This window comes from Brevundimonas sp. ALps5 (assembly GCF_058681645.1).
Genome location: NZ_CM178744.1, coordinates 2,709,221 through 2,726,558, shown reverse-complemented (window position 1 = coordinate 2,726,558; position 17,338 = coordinate 2,709,221). Strand labels below are relative to the sequence as shown.

At 68.0% G+C, this 17,338-nt stretch carries 9 protein-coding genes; 5 read left to right on the top strand and 4 right to left on the bottom strand.

Translation table 11 applies throughout. The annotated features are described in order from the left end of the window. The first annotated feature begins 2 nt into the window (after positions 1-2). Both flgK and ACW172_RS13070 read left to right on the top strand, forming a co-directional pair. On the top strand, positions 3-1,697 hold the full coding sequence (gene flgK, locus ACW172_RS13075; RefSeq protein WP_492031877.1) for a flagellar hook-associated protein FlgK: 1,695 nt from the start codon (positions 3-5) through the stop codon (positions 1,695-1,697). Next, entirely contained in the window at positions 1,694-2,566 is an 873-nt protein-coding gene (locus ACW172_RS13070; protein WP_492031876.1) for a flagellin, read from the top strand. Before flgK ends, ACW172_RS13070 begins: the two co-directional genes overlap by 4 nt. Here the strand turns inward: ACW172_RS13070 and ACW172_RS13065 are convergent. From ACW172_RS13065 to ACW172_RS13050, 4 genes are read right to left on the bottom strand one after another with little or no spacing between them, the layout of a single operon-like run. Then, the gene (locus ACW172_RS13065; RefSeq protein ID WP_492031875.1) at positions 2,563-3,978 is read right to left on the bottom strand and encodes an efflux transporter outer membrane subunit; all 1,416 of its coding nucleotides are present in this window, start codon (positions 3,976-3,978) and stop codon (positions 2,563-2,565) included. The genes ACW172_RS13070 and ACW172_RS13065 overlap by 4 nt on opposite strands. Further along, positions 3,975-7,157, bottom strand: a complete 3,183-nt coding sequence (locus tag ACW172_RS13060; RefSeq protein WP_492031874.1) for an efflux RND transporter permease subunit — start codon at positions 7,155-7,157, stop codon at positions 3,975-3,977. The genes ACW172_RS13065 and ACW172_RS13060 overlap by 4 nt, the downstream gene beginning before the upstream one ends. Further along, a complete protein-coding gene (locus ACW172_RS13055; protein WP_492031873.1) occupies positions 7,154-10,288 on the bottom strand; it encodes an efflux RND transporter permease subunit in 3,135 nt (1,044 codons plus the stop codon). The genes ACW172_RS13060 and ACW172_RS13055 overlap by 4 nt, the downstream gene beginning before the upstream one ends. 4 nt (positions 10,289-10,292) lie before the next feature. Then, positions 10,293-11,606, bottom strand: a complete 1,314-nt coding sequence (locus ACW172_RS13050; RefSeq protein WP_492031872.1) for an efflux RND transporter periplasmic adaptor subunit — start codon at positions 11,604-11,606, stop codon at positions 10,293-10,295. Between the two features lie 209 nt (positions 11,607-11,815). Between ACW172_RS13050 and ACW172_RS13045 the strand changes: the two genes are divergently transcribed. The 3 genes from ACW172_RS13045 to ACW172_RS13035 all read left to right on the top strand — a co-directional run bounded on the left by ACW172_RS13045 (position 11,816) and on the right by ACW172_RS13035 (position 17,268). After that, a complete protein-coding gene (locus tag ACW172_RS13045; protein WP_492031871.1) occupies positions 11,816-12,529 on the top strand; it encodes a response regulator transcription factor in 714 nt (237 codons plus the stop codon). Then, the gene (locus ACW172_RS13040) at positions 12,526-13,959 is read left to right on the top strand and encodes an ATP-binding protein (protein ID WP_492031870.1); all 1,434 of its coding nucleotides are present in this window, start codon (positions 12,526-12,528) and stop codon (positions 13,957-13,959) included. The genes ACW172_RS13045 and ACW172_RS13040 overlap by 4 nt, the downstream gene beginning before the upstream one ends. A gap of 333 nt (positions 13,960-14,292) precedes the next feature. Beyond that, positions 14,293-17,268, top strand: coding sequence for a TonB-dependent receptor domain-containing protein (locus ACW172_RS13035; RefSeq protein WP_492031869.1), 2,976 nt, complete (start codon positions 14,293-14,295; stop codon positions 17,266-17,268). The last annotated feature ends 70 nt before the right edge of the window (positions 17,269-17,338 follow it).

Below are 17,338 nucleotides of genomic sequence, written 5' to 3'. Positions count from 1 at the left end.
CCGTGAGTCTGGGCGGCGTTCTCGCCAACGCCTCGGCGGCCTTGTCGACGGCCCAGTACCAGGTCGCCCTGAGCACGACCAACGTCGCGAACGCCAGCACCACAGGCTACACTTCGAAGACCTATGCGGCGACGTCCCAGACGTCGGTCCTGGGTCTGAGCACCGGCACGGTCACCCGGGCCACGAACAGCTATCTGCTGAAGTCCGTCATCACCAGCGCGGCCCAGGCCGGCTACGACACCGCCGTCGACGATACGCTCAGCCGCTACGACACCCTGCTCGGCGGGACCGATGACGGCTCGGACATCGCCAGCCTGACCTCGGCCCTGTCCACGGCCCTGACCAGCCTCGCGTCGGGCACCTCGACGACCAGCGCCGCCGATGTGGTCTCGGCCGCCAGCGAACTGGCCGACGGTCTGCGCGACCTGTCCTCGGGCATCCAGTCGCTGCGCAAGGACGCCGACAGCGCCATCGCCACCACGGTCGGCCAGATCAACGACCTCCTGACCACCATCAGCGGCCTCAACGCCCAGATCGTCTCGGGCCAGGGCGACGCCGCCAGCCTCGCCGACGCCCGCGACACGGCCATGACCTCTCTGGCGAGCCTGATCGGGGTGACCAGCTATGAGGACGCCTCGGGGCGGCTGAACGTCTACACCACAACGGGCCAGCAGCTGGTCGGGGATGCGGCCAGCGTGCTCGGCTTCTCCACCAGCGCGGTCTCGACCGCGACCAGCTATCCCGACAGCCTTTCCGGCGTGACCCTCAACGGCCGCGACGTGACCTCCAGCCTGACCACCGGCGAACTCGGCGGCCTGCTGGCCCTGCGCGATACGATCCTGCCCGCGGAGCAGTCGGCGCTCGACACCCTGGCCGCCGGGGTGATCGACGCCGTCAACACGGCCGCCGCGAGTTCGGCCGGCTATCCGCCGTCCAGCCTGACGTCGAGCCTGTCGGTGGCCTCGAGCGACGCCCTGTCCCTGACCGGCAGCCTGACGATCGTCCAGATGACGACGTCGGGGACCGCGACCGGATCGACGACGCTCGACCTGTCGGGCATCACCACCGTCGCCGGCCTGATGACCGCCCTGAACGGCGTCTCCGGCGTCTCCGCCAGCCTGTCGAACGGCAAGCTGACGATCAGCAGCACCAGCGGCGGGATCGCCCTGGACGCCAGCACGGCCCTGACCGCCTCGGGCCAGACGCTGAACGCCTGGCTCGGTTTCAATGACGTCTTCACGGGGACGGACGCCTCGACCATCCGCGTCTCCGCCAGCCTGCTGGCTGACTCCAGCAAGCTGGCGACCTCGACCCTCAACTCGTCAGCGGCCGTCAATGCGAGCGCGGTCGCCTCGGGTGGAACGGGCGGCGTCCAGGCCATGCTCACGGCCCTGGGCGCCGACCGCGCCCTGCCCGCCTCCGGCAAGCTGTCGGCCCAGACCACCAGCCTGTTGTCCTATGCGTCGAACGTCCTCGCCTCGGCCGCCTCGACGGTGTCGAAGGCCTCGAGCGCGGCCGCGCTCTCGACGACGCTCGCCGCCGGCTATCAGAACAGCCTCAGCAACGTCACCGGCGTGAACCTCGACGAACAGACCGCCCTCGTCAGCCTCTATCAGCAGCAGTACGAAATCACCGCCCAGCTGATGAGCGCCATCAAGGACATGTTCGACACCCTCGTCAGTATGGCCGCGTCATGATCGGCCGGGTCGCGACCTTCAGCCAATCCCTCTACGTTCTGAACCAGACCCTGGGGGTTCAGGCGAAGATGGCCGACGTACAGGCCCAGACGGCGAGCGGCCTCAAGTCCTCGACCTTCGGCGGGCTCGGAGTCTCGGCGGGCGCCCTGACACGGCAGCAGACGGCGTACGAGGCAGCGACCGCCCAGTCGAGCGCGGCCAACAGCGCCCTGACGGTGCTGCAGCAGTCGTGGTCGGCGCTGGGCACGATCACCGACCTGACGGATACCATCTCCACGACCCTCGCCAGCGCCGTCAGCGCCAATGCCACGACCGATCTGGCCACAACGGCCGAGGGCTGGCTGTCGGATTTGCAGAGCATCCTCAACGGCCAGTTCTCGGACCAGTCCCTGTTCGCCGGGACCGCGACCGACGCCACGGCGGTGAACCTGACCGACTACGTCTCCGGCGCCGCCGACAGCTACTATACAGGCAGCACGGACGAGCGGGTCTTCACGGCTTCCGACGGCCAGACGGTGGCCCTGTCGGTCAATTCCGCCAATTCGTCTTTGGCGACTTTGGTCGACGCCCTGAAGGGTCTGATCAACGGAACCTCGGACGCGGCCACGGCGCTCGATCAGGTCCAGACGGCGGCCTCGGGCGTCGCCGATCTGCAGGCGGGGCTCTCGGCCGGGGCGACGCGGCTGGAGGCCATCGCCGAGCGCGCGGACGCGAAAGCCTCGGCCCTGTCCGACCTGATCAGCACCCTGAAGGAGGCCGACCTGGCCGAGGCCTCGGTGCTGGCGACCCAGTACGAAACCCAGCTCCAGACCGCCTACTCCACCCTGAACATGCTGATGTCGGTCAAGCTGTCCGACTATCTGCGCTAGGGATTCCGCAGCGACGCCGTCGTCCAGCCGCCGCCCAGCGCCTGAATGAGCGCCACCGCCGTGGTCTGGCGATCGACGCCCGCCTGCAGCAGGTTGCGGCGGGCGGTCAGGGCGCTGGTCTGGGCCGTGACGACGTCGGTATAGGCCACCAGACCCGCGCGATACTGGTTGAGCACCGCCGCCTCGGTCTGGTCCGCCGCCGTCGAGGCCTCCTGGATCAGGGCGTACTGGCGGGCCAGGACGCCGGTCGCAGTCAGCTGGTTCTCGACATCCTGAAACGCCGTCAGCACCGTCTGGCGATAGGTCGCGACCGTGCCGTCATAGGTCGCTCTGGCCTGCGCCACCCGGGCGCCCCGCGCCCCGGCGTCGAACACCGTCTCGGCCAGCCCCAGCCCCAGCGACCAGACATTGGTCGAGGCCGAGAACAGGTCGCCGAGACTCGACGTGGAAGAGTTGGCCGATCCGGTCAGGGACAGGGTCGGGAAGAAGGCCGCCTGCTGGACCCCGATGGTCGCATTGGCCGCCGCCACCGCCCGCTCGGCCGAGGCGATGTCGGGACGCCGTTGCAGGATTTCCGACGGCACGCCCAGCGGGACGTCCGGCACGACCGGGGTCCAGTCGTTGACCGCGGCGAGGGTGAAGCTGCTGGGGTTCTCGCCGACCAGAACGGCGATGGCGTTCTCATAGGTCGCGCGCGTCCGCTCCAGTCCGACGAGCGTCGAGCGCGCCGTCGCCAGCTGGCTCTGGGCCTGCAACACATCGGTGCGCGGCGCGATCTTGGCGTCATAGCGGTTCTGGGTGATCGTCAGCGCCCGCTCATAGGCGGCGATGGTCTGGTTCAGGATCGCCGTCTCGGCGTCGGCCTCGCGCAGGTTCAGATAGTTGGCCGCCAGTTCGCCCTGGATCGACAGCCGGGCGCTGGCCAGATCGGCGGCGCTGGCCTCGGTCTGGGCGTTGGCGCTTTCGACCGAGCGGCGGATGCGGCCCCACAGGTCCGGCTCCCAGCTGGCGCCGATGCCGACCTGATAACTCTCGCTGTCGCCCCTCGAGCCGTCGCCGCCGGACTTCGATCCCGAGCCGTTCAGATCGACCGTCGGGAACAGGCTCGACCGGGTCTCGCGCGTCGCGGCCCGGGCCTGACGGTACGACGCCTCGGCGGCGGCGATGGTCTGGTTGGCGGTCTCGGCGCGGGCGGCCAGATCGTTCAGGACCGGATCGCCGAACAGGGTCCACCAGTCGCCGCGATCCAGACGGTCGCCGGGCGCGGCCACGCTCCAGCCCGTCGGGGCCTTGAACGTCAGTGGCGCGGCGGCCGTGGTCGGGACCACATAGTTCGGCCCCACCGCGCAGGCGGAGGTCAGGAGGGCGACGCCGAACAGGGCCGCCGCGGTCTTTGCAGGGATGCGGGTCATGCGGGCGTGGTCTCCGTTTCGATGTGGCGCGCCAGGGCGCTCTCGTCGCGTTTCTTGCCCCTGAGCTTGTCGAGATAGACGTAGACGACGGGGGTGGTGAGCAGGGTCAGAAGCTGGCTGGCGATCAGCCCGCCGATGATGGTGATGCCCAGCGGCCGGCGCAGTTCAGCCCCCTCGCCGAAGCCGATGGCCAGCGGCAGGACGCCGAGCCCGGCGGCAAGGGTCGTCATCAGGATCGGGCGGAAGCGCAGCAGTGACGCCTCCCTCACCGCCTCCACCGCCGACAGCCCGCGCGACCTCTGGGCGTCCAGCGCGAAGTCGATGATCAGGATCGCATTCTTCTTCACGATGCCGAGCAGGAGGAAGACCCCGATCAAGGCGATGACCGAGAACTCCATGTTGAACAGCATCAGGGCCAGCACCGCCCCGACGCCCGCCGCCGGCAGGGTCGAGAGCACCGTCAGCGGGTGGATGTAGCTCTCGTACAGAATGCCCAGCACCAGATAGATGGCCACCAGCGCCGCGCCGATCAGCAGGGGCATCTGTTTGGCCAGATCATTGGCGCTGGCGGCGGTGCCGGCGAACGAGCCGCGCATATTGATGGGCATGCCGATCGAGGCCTCGGCCTCGGCGATGGCCGTCCTGGCGTCGGCCAGATTGGCGCCGTCCGCCAGGTTGAAGGAGACGGTGGTGGCCAGCTCCCCGTTCTGGTGATTGACCGAGGTCGCGGTGGGCTGCTGGCTGACCGACGAGATGGCCGAGAGCGGCGTCATCGGCGTGGTCGTGGTGGCCAGGGCCGTACCCGTCGAGGGATCGCGCAGGGCCGGGTTGGTCACGGCGTTGGTGGTGGTTCCTGTGCCGCTGGTCGGGACCTGGACGTCGTTCAGGGCCTCGGGCCCCTGGGCGAAGGCCTGCTGCCACTCCATGATCACGGAGTACTGGTTGATGTCCTCATAGATGGTCGCGACCTGCCTCTGACCGAAGGCGTTGTACAGGCTGTTGTCGATGGCCCGGGGCGTGATCCCCATGCGGGCGGCGGTATCCTTGTCGATGTTGATGAAGGTCTCGACGCCGTTTTCCGATTGGTCACTGTCGACGTCGGTCAGCTCGGGCCGGGCCTTCATCGCTTCGGTGAGCTTCGACGCCCAGGTCTTCAGATCGGCGCTGGAGTCCGAGATCAGGGTGTACTGATAGGTCGAGTTCGACGACCGGCCGCCCATGCGCACGTCCTGCACCGGGTTCAGGAAGACGCTGATGCCGGCGACCTTCTGCAGCTGCGGCCGCAGCCGGGCGATGACCGCCGCGCCGTTCTCTCCCCGCTGCTTGAGCGGCTTCAGATTGACGAACATGAAGGCGCCGCCGGCCCGGGCGCCGCCGGTGAAACCGACGACGGTATCGACCGCCTTGTCCTTGTGGATGATGTCCACGACCGTCTTCAGCTTGGCCGACATGGCCTGGAAGGACACGCTCTCGTCCGCCCGCACCCCGGCCATCAGCTGACCGGAATCCTGCTGCGGGAAGAAGCCCTTGGGCACGACGACGTACAGGTAGCCGGTCAGGGCGATGATCGCGATCAGCGAGATGACGACCAGCGGCTTGCAGGCCAGGGCCCAGTCCAGGCACCAGGAATAGACATTCTGGACGAAGCTGAAGGCCTTCTCGAACTGGCGCGCCAGCCAGTTCTCGCGATGCCCCTCGGGATGCCGCTTCAGCATGAAGGCGCACATCATCGGCGTCAGGGTCAGGGAGATGACCAGCGAGATCATCACCGCCACCGACAGGGTCACGGCGAACTCGCGGAACAGCCGCCCGACCTGCCCGCCCATGAACAAGAGGGGGATGAAGACGGCGACCAGAGAGACGCTGATCGACAGGACGGTGAACCCGACCTCGCGCGCGCCCAGCAAGGCCGCCTTGACCCGCTCCATCCCGGCCTCGATGTGCCTCTGGGTGTTCTCCAGCACCACGATGGCGTCGTCGACGACGAAGCCGGTCGCGACCGTGATGGCCATCAGGCTGAGGTTGTTCAGCGAGAAGCCCAGCAGATACATCACCCCGAACGTCCCCAGCAGGGAGACGACGGTGGCCACCGCCGGGATGATCGTCGCCGAGGCCGTACGCAGGAAGGCCGAGACCACCAGCACCACCAGGATCAGGGACACGATCAGGGTCAGCTCGATCTCGTGCAGGGACGAGCGGATGGAGTTGGTGCTGTCCGACGCGACCTGGATCCTGATGTCGCTGGGCAGCTGGGCCTGAAGCTCGGGCACCACCGCGCGGACGCCGTCGACGGTCTTGATGACATTGGCCCCCGGCTCGCGGGTGATCAGGACGATGATCGCCGGCTTGCCGTTGAACAGACCCAGGGTGCGGGTGTCGGCGACGCTGTCGGCGACCGTGGCCACGTCGGACAGGCGGACCGGCGCGTTGTTGCGCCAGGCGATGACCAGCTTCGAATAGTCCGTCGCGTTGCGGCCGGCGGCGGTGGTGTAGATCTGGAAGCGGCGTCCGTCGCCCTCGACGGCGCCCTTGGGCCGGTCGGCGTTGGCGGATTCGATCGCGGCGCGCACGTCCTCCAGGCTGATGCCGTAGGTGTTGAGCTGGAACGGATTGATCTGGACCCGCACGGCCGGCAGGGAGCCGCCGCCGATCTCGACCTCGCCGACGCCGTCGACCTGGGCGATGCGCTGGGAGACGGTGTTGGACACCGCGTCATAGATCTGGCCCGGGGTCTTGGTGTCCGAGGTCAGGGCCAGGATGATCACCGGGGCGCTGGACGGATTGACCTTGTTGTAGGTCGGGTTGCTGCGCATCGAGGCGGGCAGGTCGGACCGCGCCGCATTGATCGCCGCCTGCACCTCGCGCGCCGCGCCGTCGATGTTGCGGTTCAGGTTGAACTGCAGATTGATCCGCGTGGAGCCCGTGGAGCTGGACGAGGTCATCTCATTGACGTCGGAGATGACGCCCAGACGCCGCTCCAGCGGGGTGGCGACGCTGGAGGCCATGGTCTCGGGACTGGCGCCCGACAGGCTGGCCCGCACCGAAATCGCCGGATAGTCGACCTGCGGCAGGGGCGCGACCGGCAGGACGAAGAAGGCGCCGATCCCCGCCAGCGCCAGACCGACGCTGAGCAGGATGGTCGCGATCGGCCGCCGGATGAAGGGCTGGGACAGGTTCACCGGGCAGGCTCCGGATCACCCACCAGATCGTCCGGCAGGGGACCGTCGTCCTCGGACGCACCGGCGGCGCCCGTCGCCTTCTTCTTCGGCCCCAGCCTGTCGAAGGCCAGGTAGATGATCGGGGTCGTGAACATGGTCAGCAGCTGGCTGACCAGCAGGCCGCCGAAGATGGCGATGCCCAGCGGCCGGCGCAGTTCCGCCCCCTCCCCCATGCCCAGCATCAGGGGCACGGCGGACAACAAAGCGGCCATAGTGGTCATCAGGATGGGCCGGAAACGCAGCACCGCCGCCTGGAAGATGGCCTCGCGCGGCGACTTGCCCTGGTTGCGCTCGGCGTCGATCGCGAAGTCGATCATCATGATGGCGTTCTTCTTCACGATCCCGATCAAGAGGATCAGCCCGATGATGCCGATGACGCCCAGATCGTTGCCCGTGATCAGCAGGGCGAACAGGGCCCCGACGCCCGCAGACGGCAGGGTCGACAGTATGGTCAGGGGGTGGACGAAGCTTTCGTACAGAACACCCAGCACGATGTAGACGCAGACCACCGCCGCCAGGATCAGCCACAGCTGGTTGGTCAGCGACTTCTCATAGGCGCCGGCGCTGCCGAGGAAGGTCGTGGTCACGCTGGCGGGCATGCCGATGCTCTTGATCGCCGCCCGGACCTGCCCGACGGCGGCCCCGAGCGAGACGCCGGGCGCCGCGTCGAAGCCGATGGTGGTCGCCGGGAACTGGGCGACGTGGGTCACCTGCACCGGCGACTGCTGCTCGCGAATGGTGGCGAAAGCGCTCAGCGGCGCGGCCCCGCCCTCGGCCTTGAGGTTCAGCTGGCCGAGGGAGTTCAGGTCGGTGACCAGGGTCGGGTCGGCCTCGAGGATCACCCGGTACTGATTGGTCTCGGTGAAGATGGTCGAGACGATCCGCTGGCCGAAGGCGCTGTAGAGGGCCTCGTCGACCTGTGAGGCGGTGATCGACAGCCGCGCGGCGGTGTCGCGATCGACGTCGACCATGGCCGCCGAGGTCGTGGCGCTGGCGTCGTTATAGACGTTCCTCAGCTTGGACTGCTTCTCCATCGCCGCGGCCAGCTTGCCGGCCCATTCCTTGACGACGGCGGTGTCGGCGCCCTCGACCGCGAGGCGGTACTGGGTCGGGCCGGTCTCGGTGTCGATGGTCAGATCCTGGGTCGGCTGCAGGAACAGGCGCAGGCCCGCGATCTGACTGACCTCGTCCTTCAGCCGGGCCATGATCTTGTCCTGCGAGCCGTGACCATCCTTCAGATTGATGGTCATCTGGCCGTTGTGCAGGGTCGCGTTGTTGGTCCCGTCCACCCCGATGAAGGAGCTCAGCGACTTCACGTCCTTGTCGGCCAGGATGACCTTGGCGGCCTGCTGCTGCAGCTCGCTCATCTTCGCATAGGAGATGGAGCTGGTGGCTTCGGTGCGGGCCAGCAGCTGGCCGGTATCCTGCACCGGGAACAGGCCCTTGGGGATGACCAGATAGAGGACAGCGGTCAGGGCGACGGTCGCCACGGCCATGCCCAGGGTCAGGGGCTGATGCCGCAGCACCCAGTCCAGACCCTTTTCATAGCGGCGCTCGACGTCGGCGAAGAGACGGGCGCTATGGCGGCTGATCCCCTTCAGTTCGCCCTCGGCCTCGGGCTTGAGCCAGCGCGCCGACAGCATGGGCGTCAGGGTCAGGGAGACCACCGCCGAAATCAGGATGGTGATGGCCAGGGTAATGGCGAACTCGCGGAACAGCCGCCCGACCACATCGCCCATAAACAGCAGCGGGATCAGCACGGCGATCAGGGACACCGTCAGGGAGATGATGGTGAAGCCGATCTCGCCCGCGCCCTTGAGCGCCCCCGCCATGGGCTTCTCGCCCTTCTCGATATGGCGCGAGATGTTCTCGATCATGACGATGGCGTCGTCGACGACGAAGCCGGTCGCGATGGTCAGGGCCATCAGGCTGAGGTTGTTCAGGCTATAGCCCAGCAGATACATCGCCCCGCAGGCGCCGATCAGGGAGATAGGCACCGCCAGGCTGGCGATCAGGGTCGCGCGCAGGCTGTGCACGAACAGGAAGATCACCAGCACCACCCCGATGATGGCCAGGATCAGTTCGAACTCCACATGATGCACGGACGAGCGGATGCCCGTGGTCCGGTCGGTCAGGACCTGCATGTCGACGGCGGCCGGCAACTGGGTCTGGAGCTCGGGCAGGCGCGCCTTGATGGCGTCGACGGTCTGGATGACGTTGGCGCCGGGCTGGCGCTGGACGCTCAGCAGGATGGCGGGCTTCTCGTCGGCCCAGGCGCCCAGCTTGGAGTTCTCGGCGCCGTCGATGACCCTGGCCACGTCCGACAGCCGCACGGGGGCGCCGTCGGCATAGGTGACGATCAGATTTTTGTAGTCATCGGCCGTCAGCAGCTGGTCGTTGGCGTTGATCGTATAGGTCCGGGTCGGGCCGTCGAAACTGCCCTTGGCCCCGTTGGCGTTGGCGGCGGTGATCGCCGACTGCATGTCCGTCAGGGTGATGCCGTAGGACGCCATGGCCTGGGTGTCGGCCTGGATGCGGATCGCCGGCTTCTGGCCGCCCGACAGGCTGACCAGACCCACGCCCGCCGTCTGGCTGATCTTCTGGGCCAGACGGGTGTTCACCAGGTTCTGCACCTCGGTCAGCGGCAAGGTGTCGGAGGTGATGGCCAGTGTCAGCACCGGGGCGTCAGCCGGGTTGATCTTGGCATAGGTCGGAGGCGCCGGCAGGTCGGCGGGCAGCAGGGCGCTGGCGCCGTTCAGGGCGGCCTGAACCTCCTGTTCGGCGACGTCCAGCGTCTCGTTCAGCCCGAACTGCAGGGTGATGACCGAGGCGCCGGCCGAGGAGACCGAGCTCATCCGGTCCAGCCCCGCCATCTCGCCGAGCTGGCGTTCCAGCGGCGCGGTGACGGTCTGGCTCATGACCTCGGGGCTGGCCCCCGGATACAGGGTCTGGACCTGGATGGTCGGATAGTCGACCTGCGGCAGGGCCGAGAGCGGCAGCATGCGGAAGCCGACGAAGCCGGCCAGCACGATGGCCAGCATCAGCAGCGCGGTCGCGACCGGGCGCTGGATGAAGGGACGCGAAGGGCTCATCGGTTTACTGGGCCGCCGGGCGGTTGCGGTGCTGGCCGGCGCCACGCGCGCCGCGCGACGGCGCCTGACCCGCGACGGTGACCTTGCCGCCTTCGGTCAGCCGGTCGCCGCCCTCGGTGATGACCTTGTCGCCAAGGGCGAGGCCCGAAGAGATGACGACCTGGGTCGTGGTCGCCTGACCCGTCACCACGGTGCGCTTGGTCACGGTATTGTCCGCCTTGACCAGCCAGACGAAGGCCGAGTTCGCGCCCTGACGCACGGCCGTCGCCGGAACGACCACGGCGCCCTTCAGGGTGTCGAGGGTGATGCGGACATTGACGAACTGGCTGGGGAACAGGGCGCCCGAGGCGTTGGCGAAGCGGGCCTTGCCGCGCACCGTGCCGGTCGTGGTCCCGACGACATTGTCCAGCGTCGAGAAGGTCCCCGTATCCAGCGTCGTCGTGCGGGTCCGGTCCAGCGCCAGCACCGGCAGGGTCGCGCCGGAATAGACGCGCCGTTGGATCTCCGGGATCTTGTCCTGGGGCACGGTGAACTCGACGTCGATCGGCGTCGTGGTCGTGATGACCGCCAGACCCGCGCTGTCGCCCGCGCCGATATAGTTGCCGACGTCGACGACGCGCAGGCCGATCCGGCCAGTGACGGGCGCCGTGATCCGGCTGAAGGTCAGGTTCAGCTGCGCGGCCTGCACCGCGCCGCGGTTGGCGGTGACGGCGCCTTCCAGCTGCTGCACCAGCGCCCGCTGGGTGTCGACGTCCTGCCCGGCGATGGAGTCCTGCCCCTGCAGGGTCTCATAGCGGGTCAGGGTCACGCGGGCGGCGGCCAGCTGGGCCGTGTTCTGCTGAAGCGCGCCTTGCGCCTGGGTCAGCTGGGCCTGGAAGGCGCGGGAATCGATCTGGGCCAGGACCTGGCCGCGCTGGACGATCTGGCCCTCGCGGAAGAAGACCTGGGTGATCATGCCGGACACCTGCGGACGCACTGTCACGGTCGCGGCGGGCGTCACCGTGCCCAGGGCCTCGATCAGGACCGGAATGTCGGCGCTGGCGGCCGTGGCGACGCCGACCGTGCTGGCCGGACCGCCGCGCCGTCCTCCACCGGGGCCGCCGCCCGGACCGCCGGGACCGCCCTGCTGGCCGTCGCCGCCCTTGTCGCCGCCCAGCGACAGGGCCACCACCACCGCAAGCAGGCCGACGACGATCAGCGCGACCACCGTGCCGATCAGCTTCTGGGTGCGGGTGAGGTTGCGCGGCCCGATCTGGCGGCGGGCGGCGACCGGAGCGTCTGCATCGGTCTTCGGCGAGGTGTCTTTGTCCTGGGTCATGGTCTCTTCAATCCTCGCGCGGCGTCATTCCGGCGCACTGCGGCGCCAGTTTCCGAATGCGAGGTCCTAACGGCCCAATCAGGTTCCGGAGGTCTCTCTCTATGTCGCGAGACCGGAAAGTTGTGTCACACTATGTCGAGATGTCCGCCGACAAGAGCTGAAACCAAATGACCCGCGCGAGGAGCGACAGATCGTTTCAGGATGCGGCCATGGACACTCCTGCACGCATCCTGCTGGTCGACGACGACCGCGACATCCGCGTCATGCTGGCTGAACAGCTGTCGGACGCCGGTTTCCAGATCGACACCGCCGCCGACGGGTCACAGATGCGCAGCGCCATCGCCGCGCACGAACCCGACATCATTCTTCTGGACCTGAACCTGCCGCGCGAGGACGGGCTGAAACTCTGCCGCGACCTGCGTTCCGATTCCGCCGTGCCCGTCATCATGCTGACGGCCCGGGCCGAGGCCGTGGACCGGATCGTCGGACTGGAAATGGGCGCCGACGACTATCTGACCAAGCCGTTCGAGCCGCGCGAGCTGATCGCCCGCATCCGCAGCGTACTCCGCCGCACCCGCACCCTGCCGACCAATCTGACGCCGCTGGAGGCGCGGGCGGCGCGCATCAACAGTTGGTCCTTCGACTTCGAGCAGCGGCTGCTGCACGACCCCGACGGCCGCGTCGTCGTCCTGTCCGGCGCCGAATACCGGCTGCTCAAGGTGCTGGTCGAATACGCCAACCGTGTGCTGAGCCGCGAACAGCTGATCTCCCTGGGCGGCGTGCGTCAGGAAGACGCCCTCGACCGCGCCGTGGACATTCAGGTCAGCCGCCTGCGCCAGAAGTTCGGAACCGACGGCCAGATGCTGATCCGCACCATCCGCAATGAGGGCTATGTGCTGGCCGCCAATGTCGTCCTGACGTGACGGACGTCGGCGTCGGACCGCAATCGGGGCCCCAAGCCTGGGTCGAGCGCTTCCTCGGCTCGATGACCGGGCGGCTGTTCGTCATCCTGTTGTTCGGTACGGGACTGGCGGCCATCGCCTCCCTGTCCATCGCCGACATGCGCTACCGCGCCGACCTCACCGCTTTCCGCGCGGAACGGACGACGGACCGGATCGAATCCTACGCCTCCGTGCTCAAGGGTCTGGACCCGACCGAGGCCGCCGACATGGCCCGGACCGGGGCCGCCGGCCTGCAGCCCCGGCCCGCGACGGCCGTGCGCGGCCGGCCTGATCTGGAGCTGAACCGGCGTCTGTCCGACGGCCGGCTGGGCGAGATCAAGGCCATCGCCTGGTCCACCGAATCCACGGCCTGCCGCCGCAACGACAACCGCGACGCCCGGGTGGTGGTCGACGCCACCCACGAGAAGGCCGTCCAGACCGAGGCCCAGGCCCTGGGCCTCAACCCGCCCGCCTGCTGGATCATCGACTTCACCGATGCCCGGGGCGCGCAGTTCTCGATGGTGACCGGCGCCCCGCCGCCCGCGTCGCGCCCACGCGTGCTGGACCCCTGGTTCCTGGGCATCGAGGCCCTGGCCCTGGCGCTCCTGTCCTTCTTCGTCGCCCGCGTCGCCTCGCGGCCCGTGCGCCAGATGGCGACGGCGGCCCAGGCCCTCGGCGAAAGCCTGGATGCCCCGCCCATGGCCGACGCCGGCCCCACCGAGGTGCGTCAGGCGGCCAGCGCCTTCAACACCATGCAGACCCGGTTGCGGCGCGCCATGGACGACAAGGCCCAGGTGCTGGCCGCCGTCACCCACGACCTCCAGACCCCCCTCACCCGGCTGCGTCTGCGCGTCGAGAAGGTCACCGACGCGGATCTGAAGGACCGGCTGCTGGGCGACCTCGCCGCGACCCAGGCCCTGGTCAAGGAAGGGCTGGAACTGGCCCGCAGCGAACCCAGTCAGGAGCCCTTCGCGCGCATGGCGCTCGATTCCCTGCTGCGCTCCATCGCCGACGACGAGGCCGACGCGGGACGTCCGGTGGTCTTCGCCGACGGCTGCGACTGCGACGTCCTGGTGCGGCCCAAGGCGCTCCGGCGCTGCGTCGCCAATCTGATCGAGAACGCGGTGGTCCACGGCGGCAATGCCCGCATCTCCGCCCGCGCGGAGGGGACGAAGGTCTTCCTCGATATCGAGGACGACGGCCCCGGCATCGCCGACGCCGATCTGGAACGGGTGCTGGAGCCCTTCGTCCGGCTCGAGGATTCGCGCTCGCGCGAGACCGGCGGTTCGGGCCTCGGCCTGACCATCGCCGGCCGGCTGGCGCGCGACAACCGGGCGCGTCTGGTGCTGCGCTCGCGCAAGCCCCGCGGTCTGACCGCGACCCTGATCCTGCAGGCCGCCGGGGCCGCCTGACGGTTTGCCAATCCCCAAGGCCCGCCCCTCCGGCTTCACCGCCGGAGGGTTTCGCACGCCCGCGCCTCACCCATCGCCCCAATCCGGCCCCAAAGATATCAAATCAGATTTGAGACGAAATACTCCAGACTATAAGTTGTCATTCATATTCATCTGGAAACACGGGGATACAATACAGCAAAATCTCGTGCCTATACGGATACACAGGCCTTAATACCGTCGTTCTGTACGATTTATGGCTTTCTTGCATCGAGATGATGACACCTATTGACCGCGACGGGGCCAGATCGAGCCCCGAAAGACCTCTCGGTTACACAGGAGCGCGCTGGACGCATGATCGATTTGAGAAAACACCTGCTGGGCACGACCATGGTCGTCGGCCTCGCCGCCCTGGTTCCGGCGGCCCTCCCCGCCGTCGCCCTGGCCCAGGACACGGCCACGTCCCGGGACGATCAGGACAAGGACAAAGACAAGGATGCGACCCAGGTCGAGGAGGTCGTGGTCGTCGGCTCGCGCCTGCGCACGGACAACTACAACGCCCCCTCCCCCGTCCAGGTCATCACCCGTGACGAAGCCACCCTGGCCGGCTTCACCTCCACCACCTCCCTGCTTCAGGGCACGGCGGTCACGGGCGGCACGGCCCAGATCAACAACGCCTACGGCGGCTATGTCGTGAACGGCGGGCCCGGCGCCAACACCCTGTCGCTGCGCGGCCTCGGCGCCACCCGCACCCTGGTCCTGCTGAACGGCCGTCGCGTGGCCCCGGCCGGTTCGCGCGGCTCGGTCGGCTCGGCCGACCTGAACGTCCTGCCGACCGCCATGATCGAGCGCATCGAGGTCCTGAAGGACGGCGCCTCCTCGATCTACGGTTCGGACGCCATCGCCGGCGTGGTCAACATCGTCACCGACAAGGGCGTCGACGGCGTCACGGTCGCGGGCCAGTACAACCTCACCAACGACGCCAACGGCGGCGGCGACGAGAACCGTTTCTCGATCGTGGCCGGCACGCACGGCGACCGCTGGCGCCTGGCCGGTTCGGCCGAGCGCTATGTTCGGGAAGAGCTGACCCTGGGCGACCGGGCCTTCACCTCCTGCCCGACCGACCAGCGCATCAACGGCTCGGACTACATCGACCCGCTGACCGGCCTGTCGAAATGCTTCTCGCTGAACTCGGGCGGCGTGACGATCAACACCATCGGCACCTCGACCATCGCCGGCGTCGGCGCGACCAATGCGGTGGGCACCTCGTTCAACCGCTGGCGTCCGAACTCGGCCGTGACCACGGGCCTGGTCGGCTTCGAAGGCGTCGGCAACTCGGCGACCAACACCAGCGTCCGCACCACCTTCGACCCGGACATGTTGAACACCTCCCTGATCACGCCGGTCGATGTGACCACCGGCTATCTGGAAGGCTCCTACGACCTGCACGCCCTCGGCAACGCCCAGGTCTATGGCGAGGTCCTGGTCAACCAGCGCCAGTCCAGCTCGACCGACTACCGCCAGCTGGTGCTCGACTACGCCAAGGGCAGCCCGCTGATCCCGACCAACCTGGCCGGCAGCACCTATGCCTCGGCCAGCCAGGGCCTGAACCCCGGTTCGGCCGTCGGCGTGCGCGCCTTCATCGGCTTCGGCAACACCGAGAGCCAGCAGCGGGTCGACTTCGCCAAGGAGCTGGCCGGCATCCGCGGCGACCTGTTCCTGCCCGACTGGCACTATGACGCCTACGTCAGCTACACCCGCTCCAAGTCCGTCTATACGACCGAGCAGTTCCTCACCGACCGGCTGCAGAAGAGCCTGAACGTCGTCAAGAACGCCGACGGCACCTTCTCCTGCGTCAGCTCCGACGCCAACTGCGTCGCCGCGCCCTATCTGACCTCGGCCGTCATCGGCGGCGAACTGCCCCAGGCCTGGGTCAACTACGTCAAACAGGACGTCACCGGCACGACCATCTATGACGAGACCGTCGCCAGCGTCGGCTTCGACGGTCCGCTGTTCACCCTGCCGGCCGGTCAGGTCATGGCCTATGTCGGCGCCGAGTACCGCAAGTCCTCGATCGACGACACGCCGGGCATCGATTCCCAGAACGCCAACACCTGGAACTATTCGACCTCGGCCATCACCCGCGGCAGCGACTCGGTCACCGAGCTGTTCGGCGAAGTGGAAGTGCCGATCCTGGCCGACCTGCCCTTCGCCAAGGCCCTGACCTTCACCGGTTCGGCCCGCTGGACCGACTATGCGTCCTACGGCGACGATTCCACCTACAAGGTCGGTCTGGTCTATCAGCCGTTTGACTTCCTGACCTTCCGCGGCGCCTACGGCACCTCCTACCGGGCCCCGGCCCTGTTCGAGCAGTTCGTCGGCGCGACCTCGGGCTACGTCAGCTCCACCGCGGATCCCTGCAACAGCTATGGCTCCACCGGCACCGACCCGATCGTCGCGGCCAACTGCGCCAGCGAGGGTCTGGCGACCAACTTCAACCAGACCTCCAGCGTCGCCGTCATCACCTCGGGCGGCGCCGACAACAACCTGAGCGCCGAGACCTCGGACAACCTGACCGTCGGCCTGGTCCTGCAGCCCAAACTGCCGGACCGCTGGGGCAAGCTGTCGTTCGCGGCCGACTACTATGAGATCAAGATCGACAACGGGGTCTCGCGTATCGGCTACAGCAGCATCCTGAGCCTCTGCTACGGCTCGGCCGCCGCCGAGTTCTCGGCCGACAACGGCTACTGCGCCCTGATCGACCGCAACGCCTCGACCGGCGCCCTGACGGTGCACGACAGCTACGTCAACGTCGCCACCGACGTGGTCCACGGCATCGACTACACCCTGCGCTACACCAATGAGTTCGGACCGGGCCGTGCGATCTTCAACCTGGGCGTCACCCAGATGACCGAGCGCTACAGCACCCTGTTCGCCGACGATCCGATCCTCGACGAGGTCGGCACCATCGGCACGCCCGAGTTCAGCGCCAACGCCGACGCCGCCTACAGCTTCGACAAGTGGACGGTGCACTACGGAATCGAGTGGATCGATTCCATGGGGTACGACGCCTACTACCTGAAGAACTACGGCTACACCCTGGCGTCGCTGGGCTATGACGCCGAGGTCAGCGACTACTACCTGCACAATGCTTCGGTGCAGTATTCGGCCGACGGCTGGACCGCCACGGCGGGGATGCGCAACATCTTCAACGAAGAGCCGCCGACCCTCTCGGCGGGCGTCGTCAGCCGGGTCGGCAACGCCCCGCTCTACTCCGGCTACGACTACGTCGGACGGACCTTCTTCATCAATGTGAGCAAGTCCTTCTGATCCACCGGATCGGCAATATGGAAGGGGCGGAGATCTTCGGGTCTCCGCCCCTTTTCATTGCGCTGCATGT

Coding starts and splice junctions, on each gene's coding strand:
- ACW172_RS13065 (WP_492031875.1), bottom strand. CDS start 3,978: ATGACCCGCATCCCTGCAAAGACCGCGGCGGCCCTGTTCGGCGTCGCC.
- ACW172_RS13045 (WP_492031871.1), top strand. CDS start 11,816: ATGGACACTCCTGCACGCATCCTGCTGGTCGACGACGACCGCGACATC.
- ACW172_RS13055 (WP_492031873.1), bottom strand. CDS start 10,288: ATGAGCCCTTCGCGTCCCTTCATCCAGCGCCCGGTCGCGACCGCGCTG.
- ACW172_RS13035 (WP_492031869.1), top strand. CDS start 14,293: ATGATCGATTTGAGAAAACACCTGCTGGGCACGACCATGGTCGTCGGC.
- ACW172_RS13050 (WP_492031872.1), bottom strand. CDS start 11,606: ATGACCCAGGACAAAGACACCTCGCCGAAGACCGATGCAGACGCTCCG.
- ACW172_RS13070 (WP_492031876.1), top strand. CDS start 1,694: ATGATCGGCCGGGTCGCGACCTTCAGCCAATCCCTCTACGTTCTGAAC.